This is a genomic window from Chryseobacterium contaminans (assembly GCF_001684955.1).
Lineage (GTDB): Bacteria > Bacteroidota > Bacteroidia > Flavobacteriales > Weeksellaceae > Chryseobacterium > Chryseobacterium contaminans.
Map to the genome: position 1 here is coordinate 1 of NZ_MAYF01000336.1, position 18575 is coordinate 18575.

The 18575-nt window shown below is 34.6% G+C and carries 21 protein-coding genes; 5 read left to right on the forward strand and 16 right to left on the reverse strand.

The window, feature by feature from the left end:
- Positions 1–8 precede the first annotated feature (8 nt).
- Both BBH99_RS23110 and BBH99_RS22950 read left to right on the forward strand, forming a co-directional pair.
- Positions 9–158 (forward strand): hypothetical protein, encoded by a 150-nt coding sequence (locus BBH99_RS23110; RefSeq protein WP_394363560.1) that lies wholly within the window; start codon positions 9–11, stop codon positions 156–158.
- 123 nt (positions 159–281) lie between these two features.
- The gene (locus tag BBH99_RS22950) at positions 282–413 is read left to right on the forward strand and encodes a hypothetical protein (RefSeq protein WP_262487210.1); all 132 of its coding nucleotides are present in this window, start codon (positions 282–284) and stop codon (positions 411–413) included.
- Here BBH99_RS22950 and BBH99_RS18940 read toward each other — a convergent pair.
- Positions 410–961, reverse strand: coding sequence for a DUF4251 domain-containing protein (locus BBH99_RS18940; protein ID WP_066699487.1), 552 nt, complete (start codon positions 959–961; stop codon positions 410–412). The two genes, BBH99_RS22950 and BBH99_RS18940, sit on opposite strands and share 4 nt — an antisense overlap.
- Before the next feature lie 106 nt (positions 962–1067).
- On the opposite strand from BBH99_RS18940, the gene BBH99_RS18945 reads away from it, so the two are divergent.
- The gene (locus tag BBH99_RS18945; protein ID WP_066699489.1) at positions 1068–1874 is read left to right on the forward strand and encodes a M48 family metallopeptidase; all 807 of its coding nucleotides are present in this window, start codon (positions 1068–1070) and stop codon (positions 1872–1874) included.
- Positions 1875–2080: 206 nt separating this feature from the next.
- Positions 2081–2392, forward strand: a complete 312-nt coding sequence (locus tag BBH99_RS18950) for a DUF1049 domain-containing protein (RefSeq protein WP_066699491.1) — start codon at positions 2081–2083, stop codon at positions 2390–2392.
- Here the strand turns inward: BBH99_RS18950 and BBH99_RS18955 are convergent.
- The 15 genes from BBH99_RS18955 to BBH99_RS19025 all read right to left on the reverse strand — a co-directional run bounded on the left by BBH99_RS18955 (position 2389) and on the right by BBH99_RS19025 (position 17160).
- On the reverse strand, positions 2389–5037 hold the full coding sequence (locus BBH99_RS18955) for a hypothetical protein (RefSeq protein ID WP_066699494.1): 2649 nt from the start codon (positions 5035–5037) through the stop codon (positions 2389–2391). The genes BBH99_RS18950 and BBH99_RS18955 overlap by 4 nt on opposite strands.
- Positions 5021–5854, reverse strand: a complete 834-nt coding sequence (locus BBH99_RS18960; protein ID WP_073300566.1) for a GLPGLI family protein — start codon at positions 5852–5854, stop codon at positions 5021–5023. Before BBH99_RS18960 ends, BBH99_RS18955 begins: the two co-directional genes overlap by 17 nt.
- The gene (locus BBH99_RS18965; protein WP_066699497.1) at positions 5848–6039 is read right to left on the reverse strand and encodes a hypothetical protein; all 192 of its coding nucleotides are present in this window, start codon (positions 6037–6039) and stop codon (positions 5848–5850) included. The genes BBH99_RS18960 and BBH99_RS18965 overlap by 7 nt, the downstream gene beginning before the upstream one ends.
- Positions 6040–6213: 174 nt before the next feature.
- Complete coding sequence (locus tag BBH99_RS18970) at positions 6214–6825, reverse strand: outer membrane beta-barrel protein (RefSeq protein ID WP_066699499.1); 612 nt, start codon at positions 6823–6825, stop codon at positions 6214–6216.
- Positions 6809–7618: an ABC transporter ATP-binding protein gene (locus BBH99_RS18975; protein ID WP_066699502.1), complete on the reverse strand. Its 810-nt coding sequence runs from the start codon at positions 7616–7618 to the stop codon at positions 6809–6811. The genes BBH99_RS18970 and BBH99_RS18975 overlap by 17 nt, the downstream gene beginning before the upstream one ends.
- Positions 7618–8370, reverse strand: a complete 753-nt coding sequence (locus BBH99_RS18980) for an MlaE family ABC transporter permease (RefSeq protein ID WP_066699505.1) — start codon at positions 8368–8370, stop codon at positions 7618–7620. Before BBH99_RS18980 ends, BBH99_RS18975 begins: the two co-directional genes overlap by 1 nt.
- A 96-nt stretch (positions 8371–8466) precedes the next feature.
- Positions 8467–9837, reverse strand: coding sequence for an exopolysaccharide biosynthesis polyprenyl glycosylphosphotransferase (locus BBH99_RS18985; RefSeq protein WP_066699508.1), 1371 nt, complete (start codon positions 9835–9837; stop codon positions 8467–8469).
- Between the two features lie 44 nt (positions 9838–9881).
- Positions 9882–10511: a 7-carboxy-7-deazaguanine synthase QueE gene (locus BBH99_RS18990; protein WP_066699510.1), complete on the reverse strand. Its 630-nt coding sequence runs from the start codon at positions 10509–10511 to the stop codon at positions 9882–9884.
- A gap of 7 nt (positions 10512–10518) precedes the next feature.
- The gene (locus tag BBH99_RS18995; RefSeq protein WP_062698739.1) at positions 10519–11403 is read right to left on the reverse strand and encodes a bifunctional 5,10-methylenetetrahydrofolate dehydrogenase/5,10-methenyltetrahydrofolate cyclohydrolase; all 885 of its coding nucleotides are present in this window, start codon (positions 11401–11403) and stop codon (positions 10519–10521) included.
- Positions 11404–11428: 25 nt separating this feature from the next.
- On the reverse strand, positions 11429–12253 hold the full coding sequence (locus tag BBH99_RS19000) for a class I SAM-dependent methyltransferase (protein ID WP_083188881.1): 825 nt from the start codon (positions 12251–12253) through the stop codon (positions 11429–11431).
- Positions 12254–12256: 3 nt separating this feature from the next.
- Positions 12257–13897 (reverse strand): glucose-6-phosphate isomerase, encoded by a 1641-nt coding sequence (gene pgi / locus BBH99_RS19005; RefSeq protein ID WP_066699514.1) that lies wholly within the window; start codon positions 13895–13897, stop codon positions 12257–12259.
- Between the two features lie 203 nt (positions 13898–14100).
- On the reverse strand, positions 14101–14706 hold the full coding sequence (locus BBH99_RS19010; RefSeq protein ID WP_066699516.1) for a hypothetical protein: 606 nt from the start codon (positions 14704–14706) through the stop codon (positions 14101–14103).
- Positions 14696–15130: an RNA polymerase sigma factor gene (locus tag BBH99_RS19015; protein ID WP_394333796.1), complete on the reverse strand. Its 435-nt coding sequence runs from the start codon at positions 15128–15130 to the stop codon at positions 14696–14698. The genes BBH99_RS19010 and BBH99_RS19015 overlap by 11 nt, the downstream gene beginning before the upstream one ends.
- A 99-nt stretch (positions 15131–15229) precedes the next feature.
- Positions 15230–16105, reverse strand: a complete 876-nt coding sequence (locus tag BBH99_RS19020) for a TraB/GumN family protein (protein ID WP_083188882.1) — start codon at positions 16103–16105, stop codon at positions 15230–15232.
- Positions 16106–16248: 143 nt separating this feature from the next.
- Complete coding sequence (locus tag BBH99_RS19025) at positions 16249–17160, reverse strand: DUF4349 domain-containing protein (protein WP_066699519.1); 912 nt, start codon at positions 17158–17160, stop codon at positions 16249–16251.
- Positions 17161–17361: 201 nt separating this feature from the next.
- Here BBH99_RS19025 and BBH99_RS19030 point away from each other — a divergent pair.
- Positions 17362–18575: acyl-CoA dehydrogenase family protein (locus tag BBH99_RS19030; protein WP_066699522.1), on the forward strand; the 1214-nt coding region annotated here is incomplete at its 3' end.

An 18575-nucleotide genomic window follows, 5' to 3' on the forward strand; every position in this document is an offset into this window, starting at 1 on the left:
TTATTTTCATCAATAAAGTAGATCAGGATAACCTTCAGAAAGCAAAAAATCCACGACTGGAGCTGAAAAGAGCGCTGGATTTTATTCAGCCAAAAGAAAAAGGATGGAAAATTCCTGTTTTGATGGGTTCAGCTTTACACAATGAGGGTCTTAAATGAATTTATGATACCATTTCCGGTTTTATTGATCTGAAAAAGGAAAGCGGCCGGTTTGAAGAAGTCCGTATACAGCAGGCTGAAAAGCGTTTTGAATATTGGGTTCAGGAATATATTTTATCCTTAATGAAAAAAAGCAATACTGTAGAAGAAGCCTATCATATGCATAAAAAAAATGCTTCAGAGATGGTTTCCAATCCAAGCACTGAAGCCAAGTTATTTGTTGAAAAATTTTTATCAGGTGAAAACAGAGATTAAAGCTTTTCCTTTTCCTGTTTTACTTCATTTTTAGAAACATAGCCGTCATAAGTGATAGGCTGTCTGTCATTGCTTTTCATAGAAACAAATGCTTTACCGTTTTTAAAGATCTCAATGTAGATCTCTTCAACAGTGTTTACATCTTTAGGCTGAATTTTTACAGTCCAGGTTCCTTTTTTATTCTGAGATTTATTGATGATAAAATCTTTTGAAGTAAATCTATATCCGTTTTTATCAGTATTTCCAAAAGTGGGGTTGAATAATCTTCCAAAATACGGAAGCACAACATCTACAGTATTCTTGTGAACTTCAATCGTATAATCTCCCGTGTTCAGACTCAACATTCTGGTGGAAGTTGAATTGGGCATAGAGTTCATTACATTGATAACATCATAATTGGTAGGGTTGGCTTTTTGAGCATAGAAAGTAAATTCCTGTGAATCCACTAATGCATTTACTGTTGCAGGATCTGATGAGCCTTGTGATGCACAGCTCTGAAAACTGAACAGAAAGCCAAATATCATCAGAATAGAAATATACTTTTTCATGATTGGGATAATTATTAAATTTAAACAGCAAAATGTATGCAAAAATTGCATATCAAAAATATTTTGGAATAAAAATTGTTAAGGTTGAATTATTAACACTCAAACTATGAAAGTTACACATCTATTAGGAATGGGAGCATTTGCTCTATTGGTTGCGGCCTGTACTACAAATCCAATTACAGGAAGATCTTCTTTACAGCTGGCCAATAATTCAGAAATTTTAACAATGTCAGCACAGGAATATAAAACGACATTGTCTAAAGGTAAGCTTATTACCGGAACAGCAGATGCAAAGAGAGTGGTAAATGTAGGAAACAGAATTAAAAATGCAGCAGAGAGATATTATCAGAGTATAGGAAGATCAGCCGATCTTGCCAATTATAGCTGGGAGTTTGCTCTTCTGCAGAGTAATGAATTGAACGCATGGTGTATGCCAGGAGGTAAAGTGGCTGTTTATACAGGAATTTTACCTATAACCAAAGACGATAACGGACTTGCTGTAGTAATGGGGCATGAAGTTTCCCACGCACTGGCAGGGCATGGAAATGAAAGAATTTCTCAGGCTATGATGGCCCAGTATGGTGGAGCGATCCTTGGAGGAGCCATTTCAAATGCACAATGGGCCAGTGTTTTCCAGAAAGTATATCCGATCGGATCACAGGTCGCTTTATTGAAATATGGTCGAGGTCAGGAATCAGAAGCTGATGAAATGGGATTATATCTGATGTCTATGGCAGGATATGACCCAAGAGCAGCTATTCCTTTCTGGAACAGAATGGAAGCCGCATCTTCAGGAGCAAGACAACCTGAGTTCTTATCTACTCACCCAAGCCCGGAAACAAGAATTTCGGATATTAATAAAGACTTACCGAAAGCTTTAGAGTACTATAAAGCTGCCGGAGGGAAAATCTAATCTATTAACTTATTATAAAAAACGGACTTATTCTAAAATGAGTCCGTTTTTTATTGAAATACATTTTCTTTTCACAGGAATTGGAATAATTATGGTTGTGTATATAATGAAAAGACCAATTAAAATACTAACCCTATATAAAGGCTTATTAATTTTTTAGTAAATTTGATATGGCTTTTATAACATAATCAATTAAACACAATATTATGAAGAGTTTATCAATTACCGGACTTATCCTCTTAGCAGTTTCCGCTTTACTGTTTTATCTTACCACTGATTTTGCTGTAGAACAAATCAAAATTTCTCACATTATGGGTATTATGGCTGGAGTAGGAATTGGCCTTATCATTGGTGGAATGGTAGGGTATGTAAGCAAAGGAAGCGCGATAAAGGCTGAACAGAAGAAAAAAGAATTCAAGCAGCTTCAGAAGGAAAAAGAAGAACTGGAAAAGCAGGCAGCAGATATTGCAAAACGCCAGGCTGAGCTGGAAGCTCAAAATAAAAATCCTCAAATCTAAAATTTATAGCTGATACCGGCTGAAAAATATCTGGGGATTAAATTCGTATTTAAATATTCTATATTATAATCTGTAGTTAAAACACGGGTAATTGTTTTATTGTTTAATAAATTTTTGAGATTGAATTCAATATTTAGATTGTTTCCTAAGCTTTTATTGATCATTAAATCAACAAATAAGTTGTCTTTATTGCCATTCTTAAGATTAGGATTGATATAATCCAATGAACTTAGAAAAAGTAAATCTGAACTTGGCTTAAAGAGAATTTTGAAATTATTTCTAAAGTTTATATTGGTATTTTTTATTTCATTTTTCTTTTGGGTTGAAATATAATTATAGGATACATTATTTTCAAAGTTTACTTTTGTTGGAAATGCTGTTTTAAAAGCTATTTCAATATTAGAGTTTGTATTTATATTATCTGTAAGATCAGATGTATTTATCATATTTTTATACTTAAAAATAGAATAGTAAGACTTTATTTTTATCTTACTTTTCAAAAATGGGATATATTTATCTATCATCATACTGAATGAGATATTTTCATTTTTTTGAGGCAGATAAAAGTAATTATAAGCAGTATTAATGTCTGTTACGAAAATTTTTGAAAAATAATTCCCATTATTAGAACTATAAAGAGCTCCAATTGTAAACTGATACTGTTTATACAGGTTTAGAATATTATAAAAAATTTGGGCAGAGAAAGTTTTCTGAACATCCAGGGATGGAGTATTTTTTATTGAAGTTCTATTATTTATAAAAATTGGATTGGTAAAAAAGTTTTCTTCTGAAAATGCCTTTTGTTTATAACTTGTTGTTGATGTCAAATTAGAAATATCATTTAGTTTATAAGAGATCATCAATTCAGGTTCTATAAATAAATTATTTTTATTTAAAGTTTGCTCTGGTGACTTTAAGTCTTGTTTTACCAAAGAAATAGTGTATGAAGGTGAAATCTTAAGCCCCTTAAAATCCCACTGATAGCTGCTGGTAGTATATAATGTTGTTTTATGATAATCAACATTATTTACAAAGTTCCTCTGCCCATTATTCATTAGAACAGATGAAGTAAGCGGAGTTCCTGTAAACTCTCCTCCAATTGCAAAATGGTATTTTTTATCACTTTTCTTACTGCTTCCTAAAAGGATGAACTTCCCTCCAATAATGGTTTTTGAAAACTTGCTAAATTGGGTATTGAAATATGAAGCTTCACTTAAATTGATGCCAGGCTCAGAAATAAACTCTTGAGGAATACTGTTTTCAGAATGGTATAACTCTGCCTGAATGGCTTTATGATCAGACAGCTTATAAGTATAATTTAAGTTTTGTTTAAAGAATGAAGATCTTGAGGATAATGAGGTTATGTATCTTTTATCTTCATTCAAAATAACTTCAGAATTTGTGAAGATATTTTCTTTATAATATTTGATGTTATACTGTAATAAAGATAATTTGGAAGTATTTATTTTTAATTCCGTATCAATTCTGTAGAGTTCGGGTTTTTTTTCAATATTATAGAAATCTGTTGTTGTAAAGCTGCTGTTATTAATGAAGTTATTAGTATATTGATTTTGAATGAGGCTGAGTTTATCCGATATCTGATATAAATTTAATTTTAGCTGTACCCTTTTCGAGATTTTAAAGATGTTGTTATAACTGTTAAAAATAGTGTTATTCACATTTGCCCTTCCATCATTGAAAAAATTTGTAAAAATAGTTTCAGGAATATTTTTTTTCGCAATATATGCATTATCTTTCATCTGATCCTGGTTCTGGCTAAATGAAAAGTAATCAAAAGACGTATTATTTATTCCAATATTATTGTATCCAAACGTACCGAAAGCCTTATACTTATTAGAAATCTGGATGATGTTTAAGCCGATATTATATTTTTGGGTTTTATCAGAAGCAAAACCACTTTCATAGCTTATATCACCTGAAAAATCCATTTTGCCTTTTTTGAGCTTAATGTTTAATGCAACCTTGTCACCTGCTTCAATGCCTTTTAATAAAGTGTTCTCAGAGTAATTTTCTATTGCTTGTATCTGATCAACGATATTGGCATTGATATTCTTAGTGGCAACAGCATAGTTGGACCCGAAAAGGTTATCGCCATCAATTTTTATAGTCTCAATGGCTTTACCTTTATATTTTATTTCTCCTGTGTTATCATTAAGTTCTATTCCGGGTAATTTTTTTAATATCTGTTCTATTTTTTTTTCTGTACCATCAGAATATGAGCTTATATTATAATTTACAGTATCTTTCTTTACTTCAAAGCTTTTTCTTTTAGATTGAATTGCAATTTCTTTTATCTCCTTTATTTGTTCTTTTTTTAATTGAAAATCAATGTTGTATGTTTTGTTTTTTTCTGGGTTTTCAATAGTGTAACTTTGGGAAGTATAGTTTAATGCATTGATTTCTATGATAATCTGATTATAATTTTTTTTCAGTTGTAAAGAGTAGTGTCCATTCTTAGAAATAAGAAATTCTGAATTTTGATTATCAGAACTTTTAAAAATAACAGAAGCAGATACAAAATTTTCTGTACCTGCTTCTGTTATTTTGCCTGTAATTGTTTGTGGGAAAAAAACTTCGGAAAATAATATTAGAAATAAAAAAAAGAATCTATTCAAAGCTTTCAATGACTAGTTTTTTATTTTTACTTTTTATTTTCTTCTCATCTTCCATCTTTTTATTAAAAAGCTTCATTCCTGCTGCTTTTTCATCCTTTTGATCTACAGGAACACTTTGTTGTACCTGATCCTGTCTTACTCTAAGGTAGGCAATAATTTCACTTCTTTTCTTTTTCTCCAAAACAGCGTTTTCCTGTGCAGATATTGCTTTCTTTTTATTTAGCTTATCTTTTAGTTCTGTTTTTTCTTTTTCTAATAGTGATGGAGATATATTGGCGATCTTAACTATCTTGTATGCAAGATGGCCTTCCATACTGTTTGCCTCTAAAATTAAGCCCGGAAGAGAGTTTAATTTCCATGGACCATCAAAATAAGGGAGATCTTTGGTAAACCAGACCGTCCATACATTTTTTCTGAATTCAGCTGTTGCTTTCTGAGCTTTATATCCTAAAATTTCTTTATATTCATTTTCAAGTTTCCAGGGAATTATATTTAAGCTGTCTTCAATTATTGTATTTTCTTTAGAAAAATCTATATAAAGTTTTCCTTTAGTGAAGTCTTTATATAATTTCTCGTCTCCCTGATGAAGTGGGCTGTATATTTCTTTTATATTTTCCTGTTTTTTAAGGTTAAGGGTATCTTTAGCACCAAGCTTTGTATACACAGAAAAATCTTTAGAGACCGTTAAAATCTCATGATAAACAACTTTTGAAGAATCCAATCGGGTTGAAACTCTCTCGTAGGTAAATTCCTGGGAGAATATGCAAATACTAAAACTAAAGAAAAATATAAAAGAGAGTAAAACTCTCTTTTTTTTTGTTAACATACTTTTTGCCATCCTACTTGTACTAATTCATAATCTTCACTTCCCATTCCATCACTAAAGTATACTTTTTCGTAAACGGGTTTAAGTACACATCCTCCTTGTTTAATAGATTTTTTTACACCTGTTTTGGCGAATCCTAATGTTACTCCTGAGAAAAGTACCATCAATAAAATAATTTTTTTCATAGAATAATTTTTTAGTTTGAATTTCAAATATAATAATTAATTGAACATAAAATCTCAACGGCATGATTTTTAAGAAAAAAATATTATATGTATAAAAAAAAATAAATTTACCTTATTAAAAGATAAATTTATTTTACATATTCTATAGAATAAAGAATTCGTTTTCAGCTGGGATTAGAATTTATATCCCAACCCAACCATAAACAGGTTAGGCCTGTTATCATATCTGATTTCTGAGCCGGAAACTTTGTTGATGAAGTTTCTTTCGTCTTTACTGAAAGCTCCTTCATATTTTGCATTTACAATAAGCTTTTTAATTTCAAGCTGAGCACCGAACTGGTACCCTACTGTAAAGTTATTTTTTGCATTTTCTTTAAAATCGTTGTAGGTATTGTCTTTGCTTAAGTTAAAGCTTCCTACCGGGCCTACGAAAACCCCTAACATATTACCCAAAATGTTGTATCCTAAAAGAACCGGAACGTCAATACGATTGCTCTTTACGTCGAACGTTGTATTTTCTGTAGTGAACTCATTTTTGAAGTGAGTATAATATACCTCTGGCATTAAGAAAAGAGAAGTAGGCAATGCTACTTTTAATGAAAGTCCCACGTTGAAACCTACATTATTTTTTCCTGTTCCTTCAATCGCATCATTCACAGTTCCTTTAATATTGGACCATGAAGGTGAGCCTGTAGGAAAAATTAAATTGGCCTTACCTGCCAGTGAGATCTGTGCAGAAGCCCACATTGAAAACCCTATTAACGCTATACTAAGTACCTTTTTCATTATCGTCTAATTTTGTATTCTCAATTGTTTTGTTATTCTCAAGTAAATATTCTCTCAGCTCTTTAAACAGTTCTGAAGAATAAACGAAGTCAATCAGGTTTTTATTGCCTGCTGTAATAAGGATGTCTTTATTCCCTTCCCATTCCTTGATTCCAAGTCTTAGGTATACAATTTTCTCGCCAATCGTCATTACAGAGTTCATATCATGGGTATTGATGATGGTAGTTGTATTATATTCCTTGGTAATTTCATATAGAAGATCATCAATTACTTTTGATGTATATGGATCCAGCCCTGAGTTAGGTTCATCACAGAATAAATACTTTGGATTGTTTACAATTGCTCTGGCAATGGCAACTCTCTTCTGCATTCCTCCTGAAATTTCAGAAGGGTATTTTTTGTCTGCTTTGTCAAGATGTACTCTTCCAATAACCTCAAAAACTCTTTTCTTTTTCTCTTTATAGGTAAGATTAGTAAACATATCCAGTGGAAACATAATATTTTCTTCCACAGTTAAAGAGTCGAAAAGAGCACTTCCCTGGAATACCGTTCCGATTTCTGAACGAAGATGCTGTTTTTCATCGCGGGTCATTGTATTGATATCTTTACCATCAAACAGGATTTCTCCAGATGAAGGATCATATACATTCAGTAAGCTTTTAAGAAAAACTGTCTTTCCTGAACCACTCTGCCCAATAATAAGATTTACCTTTCCCTTATCAAATGTGGTTGAAATTCCCTTAAGTACTTCAACATCACCAAAACTTTTCTTAAGATCTTTTACCTCAATCATTAGCTTAATATTAATTGGGTTAGAATTAATTCGGAAATGATAATGAATACCATTGTCCATACCACCGCCTGTGTACTGGCTCTACCTACTTCCAGAGATCCTCCTTTCACAAAATATCCGAAATAGGAAGGAACTGTGGCAATGATGAAAGCAAAAACAGCTGTTTTCGTAAATGCATAATAGATAAATAAATTAGGCATATACATTTGAATCCCAACAATATAGTCGTTTTCAGTCCAGTTTCCTGTTAAAATACCGGCAATATAACCTCCGGCAATACCAAACACGATACTGATAGCAATAAGCAGAGGATTAAAAATCATACAGGCAATGATTTTGGGGAATATCAGAAAGTTGGGTGAATTAACTCCCATAATATCCAAAGCATCAATTTGTTCAGATACTCTCATTGTTCCAATACTGGAAGCAATATAAGAGCCTACCTTACCTGCTAAAATGAGACTGATGATGGTAGGAGCAAACTCCAAAACTAGTACCGCTTTTGTTGCATATCCTACAAATGAAGGTGGGATGGGAAATGATGAAGCATCAAAGTTGTTGAACATCTGAATAGCCACTACAGCCCCCACGAAGATTGAAGTGAAGACTACAAGTCCGAAAGAATTTACTCCCAAATCATTAATTTCCCTCATGAGCAGCTTCCAAAAAACCCTCATTTTCTGGGGTTTTTGCAGGGATTTTCCTAAAAGAATAATATATTCCCCTACTGCTGTGAAAAACTTTTTTAACATACCGCTAAATTAGACTTTTTTATTGAATTAGGCTAAGGTTGAAATGAAGACAGAAGCCCGGAAAATGTTAAAATTATCCTAACCTTAGCAATTGTGTTATTTTGCGTTTTTATCTCCCCCGATAACCAGCAAAATGGTTTTTAATATGATAACCAGATCCAGAACAAAACTCCAGTTCCTTACATAGAAGGCATCGGCAAGAACCCTTTTTTTCATTTCTACTTCCACATCTCCGAAGTCTCCACGCAATCCGCTTACTTGCGCAAGTCCTGTAATGCCGGGATTTACCATGCTTCTTAAGCTGTACCTTCCGATTTTAGGTTTATAATAGTTATCAACAGCCAACATATGTGGGCGAGGTCCTACTACAGACATTTCACCTTTGAGTACATTAACGAATTGTGGAAGTTCATCAAGGCTGGTTTTTCTTAAAAATTTACCAATTTTAGTAATCCGGGTATCATTTTCCTTAGTGGTACTGGTGGTTGATTCATCATTGACCACCATAGTCCTGAATTTTATACAGTTGAATACTTCTTCATGAAAACCATATCTTTTCTGTAGAAAAAAAACAGGCCCTTTGGAGCTTATCCGGATTAAAATAGCAATGATTGGGAATAGCCAGGTACAAACAAAAACCAATACAAATATGGAAAAAAAGATGTCAAAAGCTCTTTTCATCAGAAAATTGGAGTAATAATCCAATGGATATCTTGCCTGATTAAGAACAGGCTGAGTCTGTATATAAGCAAGGTCATAAAGGAAAAAATCACTCTGTGTAATACTCGGGATTAATGAAATGTGAACCTTATTGTCTTCTGCGAGCTTGAAAATTTCTGATTCTGTGCTTTCATTGTAAGAGTTTTCTGTAGAGAAAAACAGGGTGTGAATTCCGTTTTTTTTCCAGAAGTCAACCAGTTCTGCTGTACTGACGTTTGCGTTTTCATGTTCAAATATCCTGTATCCGTAATCCTTACGCTCGTTGAAAATATTTTTAAGAATCTCAGTAGAATCACTATTTCCTAAAAACATGATATTTCGGTAGTTTACCCCTAAGGATCGTAAATATTTAATAGAGAAATAGATGAATGACTTCACCAAAAAGATAAAGATGAACAAATAAAATGATAGCCAATAAATATCTGAACTGAAGAATACATTATTACTGACCTTCCCGATAAGCAGTACCCCAAGTATAAAGGATATGAAGTGAATCAAAAGCCTTTCCAGAAATAGAGTATAGGTAAGATTCCTCGGAATATTATATATTTTTGTTCTACCGCTGAGAAGCACCCAGAACAAAAATAATAAAACCAGTGAAAAACCATTCTGGTACCAGGATTCCTTATGATACTTCAGGCTTTCGTTTCTGCTTATAAAAAAGAATATGAAGATAGATGCAATAACCATGAGGTCAAGCAAAATAATGATCGATTTCAGGTATCTAGAGTATCGAATTCTCTGCATCTATCGTATATTATTACAGGAATGGCCAGCAAATGTACGTTTTTTTACGGTATATTCAGATATTTATGGGTCTGAACAGAAGCCTGCCATTCCGGATGTTCCAGAATGAAATCTGTAATTTTAGGATACATGTCATTTCTTTTGCTCCATTCACTCTGAAGATAAAGTTTACAGTTTTCAGAAACTTTAGCGGCCTGCTCCTGTGCAAATGCAAAGTCATGATTGTTGAAAATGATGACTTTAAGCTCATGAGCCTTTTGATAAATTTCTTCTTTTGGCAGCCCTGTTTTCTTAGGTGAGAGAGTAATCCAATCCAGATGTCCGCTCATAGGATATGCTCCTGAAGTTTCAATGTGAATAGTGCATCCAAGTTCCTTTAATTTGGAAGTCAGGATCTCCAGATTCCATGTAAGAGGTTCACCTCCCGTAAGAACGATGGTTTTACAATGTTTGGCTGCTGTTTCTGCAATTTCCACAGCATCCATCAACGGATGAAGCTCAGGGTCCCAGCTTTCCTTTACATCACACCAGTGGCAGCCCACGTCACAGCCTCCTAATCTGATAAAATAAGCGGCTTTTCCTGTGTGTGCTCCTTCTCCCTGTAAAGTGTAAAAATGCTCCATTACAGGGAGCATTTTACCTTCTTTTAATAAAATATCTTGTTCTTTATTCATTTTAAAATTAGTCGTTATAGACCGAAGTTTTATAAGCAATGATGGTGTTTTTCATCAACATAGCTCTTGTCATTGGGCCTACTCCTCCAGGAACCGGGGTAATCCAGCTTGCTTTTGCTGCACAACTGTCAAAATCCACATCACCGGCAAGGTAATATCCTTTTGGAGAATCATCGTCTACTCTTGTGATACCCACGTCCACAATTACAGCACCATCCTTAATCATTTCTCCTTTTAAGAAATGCGGATCTCCTAAGGCTGTGATAACGATGTCTGCCTTTTTAGTATATTCTTCAATGTCTTTTGTGTATGAGTGTGTAAGAGTTACCGTTGAATTTCCAGGGAAATCTTTTCTTCCCATCAAGATACTCATAGGTCTTCCCACAATTTTACTTCTTCCGATAATTACACAGTCTTTACCTTTGGTTTCAATATTATATCTTTCCAATAAGGTTAAGATTCCGAAAGGTGTTGCCGGTAAGAAAGTATCCATTTCAAGAGCCATTTTTCCGAAGTTTTCCGGGTGGAATCCATCCACATCTTTTCTTGGGTCAATAGCATTGATAATTTTTTCCTGATCTACCTGATCCGGTAAGGGTAACTGAACGATAAACCCATCTACAGCTTTAGACTTATTCAGCTCGTCGATTTTTTCCAACAATTCAGATTCCGAAACGGTACTTGGGAATTTGATTAAGCTGGATTGAAATCCTACTTCTTCACAGTCTTTTACTTTAGCATTTACATAAGCTTTGCTTGCTCCATTGTTTCCTACAAGAATTGCCACTAAGTGAGGTGCTCTTCTTTTGCTTGCCAGGATTTTTTCCACTTCAGCTTTGATCTCTGCTTTAATTTCCTTGGATACTTTAAGTCCGTCAAGAATTTCTGCCATTTTTACTTTTTACTTTTATTTAGATTTAGATTTTTTCAAATACCACAATATCCTGAAATTCATCGGCGCCTTCCTTTTCTACATCATTTCTCCAGAATCCTCCCTGTATTGTTTTCACTTTCAGGCCAGCTTCTTGAGCCATTTGATTCAGTAATGGAACACTTACAGCGATATTGGCTGCCGTTACTTTATCATCCATTAATTTGTAGCCTTCATACTGATGAGGGAAATGCATGCTGCCCCCTTCTTTTTTAGATTCATCATATAAGAAAAAGGTTGCCAGACATTGTCCGCCGTTCTTTAAAACTCTGCTGATCTCATTCAGGTATTGCCTGATTTCGGGAATCTGCATATGAGTGAATACGGAGAATAAAAATGCTTTGTCAAACTGAGCATCATGATAAGGAAAGGTAAAATTTTCCGCTTTCTGGCTGAAAGTATTATACAGATCATTATAAATCGGTGTAAACTTAAAGTTGAAATTCGAATATTTTTTATGAATGTGTTTGTTACACCATTTAATTCCTTTTTCTACCGCATCAAAACCATCATAAGTTCCTTTGTCTATGAATCCGGATAAGGCAACAGCCGTTCTTCCGATTCCGCATCCAATATCCAGGACATGGTCTGTATTCTTAAGATTGATATGTTTTTTCAGAGCATTCATCTGACGGATCCCGTGGGGAATAAAATCGCTGCTTCCCACATAAATGTCTCCTTTTTTAGGCTCGTTTTTAGCTCTTTTCCCGGTAATTCCTTCATAGAAATCTATAGGGAAATAATAGAGCTTTCTTCCTAAAAGTCTAAAACCTGGAGACAGTTTATAATAATATGACCGTAATGCAGACATCTGCTATTTATTTCCTTTATAATAATTAATCAATCCGTTCGTAGAGCTGTCATGTGAAGTGATTGTCTCATTGCTTTCAAGCTCAGGTAAGATTTTGTTAGCAAGTACTTTACCTAATTCCACTCCAAACTGATCGAAGCTGAAAATATTCCAGATAACTCCTTGAACGAAGATTTTGTGTTCATACAGAGCAATTAACTGACCTAATGAAAAAGGAGTTAATTCCTTGAATAATATTGAGTTAGTAGGAGTATTTCCGTGGAAAACCTTATAATTTAATAATTTATCTATTTCCTCGTCAGATTTTCCCGCACTTCTAAGCTCTTCTTCCACTTCTTCTTCTGTTTTTCCAAAAGCAAGGGCTTCTGTTTGTGCAAAGAAGTTGGCTAATAATTTATCCTGATGATCAGAAACCTTATTAGGGCTCTTAGCGTAAGCAATAAAGTCTGCAGGAATAAGCTCTGTTCCCTGGTGGATCAGTTGATAGAATGCGTGCTGTCCATTGGTTCCAGGTTCTCCCCAAATGATTGGCCCTGTTTCGTATTCTACAAATTCTCCGTTTCTGTCTACACATTTTCCGTTGCTTTCCATATCTCCCTGCTGAAGATAAGCTGCAAATCTGTCCAGATATTGAGAATAAGGAAGGATTGCGTAGCTTGTTGCGGCATAGAAATTACGGTACCAGATTCCTAAAAGTCCCATAAGTACAGGTACATTTTCTGAGAAGTCTGCAGTCTGGAAGTGTTGGTCAGTATCAAAAGCCCCTTTTAAAAGCTGTTCAAAATTTTCATAGCCTACAGCCAATACAATACTTAACCCGATAGCGCTCCAAAGTGAGTATCTTCCACCTACCCAATCCCAGAATTCAAAAATGTTTTCTTCTGCGATTCCGAACTGTTTCACAGCTTCAATATTAGTAGATAAAGCTACGAAATGCTTGGCTACATCCTCTTGTTTCCCTGCTTTAAGGAACCAGTCTTTTGCTGAGTTGGCATTCGTCATCGTTTCCTGAGTTGTAAACGTTTTAGAAGCAATGATGAATAGAGTAGTTTCCGGATTCAGGTTTTTAACAACCTCTGCAATATGATTGCCATCCACATTGGAAACAAAGTGAACATCCAGTCTTGTTTTAAAATGCTTTAAAGCTGAACAAACCATTACAGGTCCCAAATCTGAACCTCCGATCCCGATGTTTACCACATCTGTGATTTCCTTTCCGCTGAAACCTTTGTGTTCTCCTGAAATAATTTTTTCAGAAAAAGCTTTCATGTGATTCAGTACTCTTTTGATCTGCGGCTTAATATTTTCACCGTCTACCAAAATTTCACGGTCAGAAAAGTCTCTCAAAGCAGTATGTAAAACTGCTCTTCCTTCCGTTTCATTGATTTTATCTCCAGAGAACATTTTAGAAATAGCATCTTTTAACTGACACTCTTCAGCCAGCTGTAATAAAAGCTCTTTTGTTCTTGAATCAATAAGGTTTTTAGAATAATCGAAAAGGTAGTTGTCCTTTTGCAGGGAAAATTCTTCAAAACGGTTTGGGTTGTACTGGAAAAGGCTTCTTAGCTCAAGGTCATTAGATGCAAAATGTTCATCAAGGGCTTTCCAGCTGTTAGTTTGTATAGGATTTATTTTTGATAGCATGTTGTTGAGAATTTAAATTCAGAAATAATGTACGGATCAAAATCTTTAGAAATCCATAATGATTTATTTCTGATTTGCAAATTTAAGGAAAAATAAAACCTCAAATAAATTTGAAAGTGATAAATAACAATTTTTTAAAAACAAAACCTCAGAAATAATCTGAGGCTTGCTTTTTTATGTCTTTAAAAATGCTTTTTTGAATGTTACTCGTCTATTTCGTTCAGAATGTTTTCCAATTGTTTAGCTGGACGTCCATAAATATACTTTGTCCATAGAATAATGCTTGTCACCAGAAAAAGCGTTCCTATCAAAACAACTAAAATTAATGAATACTGATGGGTATTGGTGAGATCAGAAAGTGCTTTTCCTTTTTCTTCTAGTGTATTATAGATTACTAATCCAATAGTGAGCAGAAAATGAGGCAGGAGTAAAAACCCGAAAGACTGGTATCTTTCCATATTCAACGTAAGCTCATGGAAAATTTTCCAAAGACTGTTTTTAGTATTTCCTGTATAGAGCTCAGTCTGCTTGTAAAATTTATAGAATCCGTAAAGGTAATAAGATGATATAACAACCATCATCACATAAGACACATAATAAATAAGATACTGTGAAGATGGAAATTTAAACTGAAGAGGGAAAAAACCAATAAGAATGATCGCTAGAACCTGTGCCGGAAATTCTTTTTTCATGCTTTTCTGGATTTTCTCAATAGGGTGCTTGCTTCCCTTTAATTGTTCTATAGTGTCCGGAATATGAACATTGCTGTCTTCATTATTCCACTGTTCTTTTAATTGATCAAAATTCATAACCTGATTTTTTTATGATTTGCTGTATTTTTTCTTTGGTTCTGTTGAGTTTTACACGGGCATTGCCTTCGCTGAGTCCCAGGTTGTTTCCAATATCCTTGTGTGACATTCCTTCCATGAAATAAAAGATGACGGCCTTCTCCAGAGAATTCAGTTCCTGAACGGCACGGTAAAAGACTTCCAACTGTTTATCTTTTGTAGGATTGTAATCTTCCTGCTGTACTTCAAAATGATGGGGAGAGTCTGTATGGTTCTTCGCTCTTTGCTTTTCTTTCTTTAAATAAGTAATAGCAGTATTGATGGCAACGCGATACATCCATGTAGAAAACTCACTGTTTCCCTTGAAGTTTTGATAGGATTTCCACAGCTGGATAAGGATTTCCTGCTGAAGATCCTCCCGGTCTTCTATAGAGTCGGCATAGATCCGGGAAGCTTTGTATAATATACCTTTGTGCTGATTAACAAGCTTTAAAAAGGCTGTTTCAGTGGGAGTACTCACAATAGTTTCATGGTTGGGTTATTATTATAAACTGGATATAGGTTTTACTGTATATCCTTTTGCTTTAAGAAGATTGATGAGTCCGTTTTCGCCCCATAAATGTCCACCTCCTACGGCGAAGAAAGAGCTTTGTTTTTTCATGATTTCGGGCATTTTTTCTACCCATTTTGTATTTCGGTCAGTCAGCATTAATTTTTCCTGTTTTTTATTCATGAATTTAGGATCTTTAATAAGCTGATCCAGGTTTTTTAAGTTTTCATTTTTAAAGGCTTCCGTCATTTTTTGTGAAGCGATGGTGTATTCTTTACTTAATTTGAGCTGAGCTATCACCTCTTTCAGGTCATATGACTGTCCAATTGCATTAATTTGGTCATTAACCTTTTCCAGTCCGTTCACGTTTTTCTTATTTTTCAACGCTTCTTTTAGTAATTCAATTTCGTACATCTTCACTTCATTTGGAGGACATGGGATTGCTTTTGTGGCTACAAGGGCATAAAGAGCTTGTGGGCTGTGGCTGTCAACGTTTTTCAGGTTGGTTCCATAGTCGGCAAGTACTTTATCCAGTTCTTTTGCTTCCTCAGGAGTCAATTGTTCAGAAATTTTTTTATCTGCAACCATCATTTTCTGCATCGCAGCCATTTCATTTTGATCTGTGTAATTGATTTCCATTACAAAATTTTCAGCTTGATTAAGAGCTGTCCAGGTTTTAGGCTTTATCTCAAAATCTTTGTTGCATAAGATATGAAATGTTCCGGCAATGTAAGACGGTTTAGAAAGGCCGTTTCCGGATACTTCCCATAACAGGCTGTTTTCATTGTCTGTATTTTTATTCTGTGCAGTGGCTGTTGTAAAATGTATGGACAGTAATGCTGCGAATCCAAGTTTCATTAAATTTTTCATAGTATTTATTTTTTTTGATTTTCTGTTCTTTTAAACAGTAGGTAAGGGACACATTACAATCGTTACAGTTTTTTTTCAAAAAAATAAAAACCTCCCGAAATCAGGAGGCTGTAAAATCTAAAATTATGATGATAACCTATAGGTTAGGAGTTCTGTTCTGAGGTTTTAGGAATTCCGGATTTTTTAATTTTTCTTTTTCTTACGAAATAAATTACCCCAGCTGCAATTAATACGATAGGCCAAATGTTGATAAGCCCTACAATAATTCTTTGAATCAGGTAAAATCCATAAACAAGTCCGTTTTTCGCATCATGAATAAAGTTATATTTATATTTATTATCAATGCTATCCGTATTCGTTACAGCAATTTCTGCAATGCGTAATCTAGGTTCTTTGATATAGATGTCAACCGTACTGTACTTCAGGTTGTCAGCCATGCTCATGGTATTTAGCTTTTGAAGATTTCCTTCAGCCATATTATTGTCATCTAAGGTTACTTTGTCTTTGTTATTTTTTATATGATCAATATTTTCTGAAGTCTTCTGATTTCTTTTCGCTTCCAGTTCCGAATATCTGATATTGGCAGTAACATCTTCTGCGTTAATGGATCTTGAATTCAGAAATAACTTATTGGTATTGATGAATGTTAAAAATTCTCCAAGTTTTTCAGTAGGTATGCGTACCTGTATTGTGTTTTCACTCTTGTATTTTTTGATGAGCATGGCATCAGTGTCAGAAGTGTTGTAAGTGTCTTCATAAACTACATTACTCTGAAGATTACTTTTTGTAACAAAACCTCCAAGATCCTGCGCCGATTTTTCAATTGCAATAGTTGCATTATATACATCTTTTACTTCCATATTCACATCTGCAGTCTTGATGAACTGTTTGTCCTTTACTTCCATACTTGCAGCAGACGAAATGCTGTCTGATACTATGGCTTTAGAATCTGCTGAAGCTTCAGGTTCAACGCTGGTAGCCTCTACTTTTTTACATGAGTAAATTCCCAGTAAAAGAACGGCTGATAATGATAGTGTAATGTAATTCGTTTTCATAAAGTAAGATTTTGCTTGAGTCAAAGTTCAGCCACAATTCTTTGTAATGCTTGAAAATGAGGAGTAAAAAACTTGTAAAGAAAATATTCTGTTTTAATGATTTGATTATTAGTGTTTTGTAAAATATAACATGGTTTTGAAGTTTGTTTTCGGAGTAATTTTTGCTTATCTTTTTACAAACCAAAATCACAATATACCATTATGTCAAATACCTTTTCTAAAATCAGAAATGCGATTGGGCTATTCACGTCCATAGATTTTGATCAGCTAAGTGCTATTTCTCAAAAAGTAGATTTGCCCAAACTGATGCATAATTTTTCGAAGCTGGATGACAAACAGCTTTCCGGGCTTATGAAAATGCTTGATCCCGATAAGAAAAAGAAAGAGCTTCCCCCTATTGATGGAGATTTTTATGATATCTACCACACTTTAACACCTGAACAGCGTGAAATCCAGCTTAAGGTAAGAGCTTTTATGGAAAAAGAGGTTAAACCTTTGGTCAATCATTACTGGCTCAGAGATGAGTTCCCTTTCGAATTGATTCCGAAATTTCAAAAACTGGATATCTGTGGAGTAACTTATGAAGGATACGGCTGTCCGGGAATGCCTTTTCTGATGGAAGGAGTTATTGCTATGGAAATGGCAAGAATTGATGCTTCTATTGCTACATTCTTTGGAGTACAGTCAGGGTTGGCAATGGGCTCTATTTATATTTGTGGTTCAGAGGAACAAAAACAAAAATGGCTTCCGCAGATGCAGAAGTTTGAGAAAATAGGCGCTTTTGGCTTGACTGAACCGGAAGTAGGCTCAGGAGCGGCAGGCGGACTTACTGTTACCTGTAAGAAAACAGAAGAAGGCTGGCTTTTAAATGGTCAGAAAAAATGGATCGGGAACGCAACCTTTGCAGATCTGGTAATTATCTGGGCGAGAGATGTGGACAGCGGAGAAGTAAAAGGATTTATTGTTGAAAAAGATAATCCCGGGTACTCTGTTGAGAAAATTAAAGGGAAAATGGCGTTGAGAATTGTTCAAAACGGGCTGATCACGCTTAAAGACTGTCTGGTCACAGAAGAAAACCGTCTTCAAAATGCAAATTCATTCAAAGATACCGGAAAAGTACTGAGAATGACGAGAGCAGGAGTGGCCTGGATGGCAACAGGATGTGCAAGAGGTGCTTATGAAAGTGCCTTAGCCTATACCCGAACGCGAGAGCAGTTCGGAAAACCGATTGCTTCCTTTCAGATGATTCAGGGGCATTTGGTAGAAATGTTATCCAATCTTACCGCTATGCAGACTATGGTTTTCAGATTGTCTGAAATGCAGGATGAGGGAATTCTAAAAGATGAACATGCTTCATTAGCTAAAGTTTTCTGTACATTAAGAACACGCGATATTGTTTCCAGAGCAAGAGAAGT

What these genes read in the sequence shown, in the direction of transcription:
- BBH99_RS18990 (WP_066699510.1), bottom strand. Translation starts at nt 10,511, where the DNA reads ATGAATAAAGAACAAGATATTTTATTAAAAGAAGGTAAAATGCTCCCT.
- BBH99_RS18985 (WP_066699508.1), bottom strand. Translation starts at nt 9,837, where the DNA reads ATGCAGAGAATTCGATACTCTAGATACCTGAAATCGATCATTATTTTG.
- BBH99_RS19020 (WP_083188882.1), bottom strand. Translation starts at nt 16,105, where the DNA reads ATGAAAAATTTAATGAAACTTGGATTCGCAGCATTACTGTCCATACAT.
- pgi (WP_066699514.1), bottom strand. Translation starts at nt 13,897, where the DNA reads ATGCTATCAAAAATAAATCCTATACAAACTAACAGCTGGAAAGCCCTT.
- BBH99_RS18970 (WP_066699499.1), bottom strand. Translation starts at nt 6,825, where the DNA reads ATGAAAAAGGTACTTAGTATAGCGTTAATAGGGTTTTCAATGTGGGCT.
- BBH99_RS18945 (WP_066699489.1), top strand. Translation starts at nt 1,068, where the DNA reads ATGAAAGTTACACATCTATTAGGAATGGGAGCATTTGCTCTATTGGTT.
- BBH99_RS18980 (WP_066699505.1), bottom strand. Translation starts at nt 8,370, where the DNA reads ATGTTAAAAAAGTTTTTCACAGCAGTAGGGGAATATATTATTCTTTTA.
- BBH99_RS18965 (WP_066699497.1), bottom strand. Translation starts at nt 6,039, where the DNA reads ATGAAAAAAATTATTTTATTGATGGTACTTTTCTCAGGAGTAACATTA.
- BBH99_RS18975 (WP_066699502.1), bottom strand. Translation starts at nt 7,618, where the DNA reads ATGATTGAGGTAAAAGATCTTAAGAAAAGTTTTGGTGATGTTGAAGTA.
- BBH99_RS18960 (WP_073300566.1), bottom strand. Translation starts at nt 5,854, where the DNA reads ATGTTAACAAAAAAAAAGAGAGTTTTACTCTCTTTTATATTTTTCTTT.
- BBH99_RS19025 (WP_066699519.1), bottom strand. Translation starts at nt 17,160, where the DNA reads ATGAAAACGAATTACATTACACTATCATTATCAGCCGTTCTTTTACTG.
- BBH99_RS18995 (WP_062698739.1), bottom strand. Translation starts at nt 11,403, where the DNA reads ATGGCAGAAATTCTTGACGGACTTAAAGTATCCAAGGAAATTAAAGCA.
- BBH99_RS22950 (WP_262487210.1), top strand. Translation starts at nt 282, where the DNA reads ATGAAAAAAAGCAATACTGTAGAAGAAGCCTATCATATGCATAAAAAA.
- BBH99_RS19010 (WP_066699516.1), bottom strand. Translation starts at nt 14,706, where the DNA reads ATGAATTTTGATCAATTAAAAGAACAGTGGAATAATGAAGACAGCAAT.
- BBH99_RS18950 (WP_066699491.1), top strand. Translation starts at nt 2,081, where the DNA reads ATGAAGAGTTTATCAATTACCGGACTTATCCTCTTAGCAGTTTCCGCT.
- BBH99_RS19000 (WP_083188881.1), bottom strand. Translation starts at nt 12,253, where the DNA reads ATGTCTGCATTACGGTCATATTATTATAAACTGTCTCCAGGTTTTAGA.
- BBH99_RS18940 (WP_066699487.1), bottom strand. Translation starts at nt 961, where the DNA reads ATGAAAAAGTATATTTCTATTCTGATGATATTTGGCTTTCTGTTCAGT.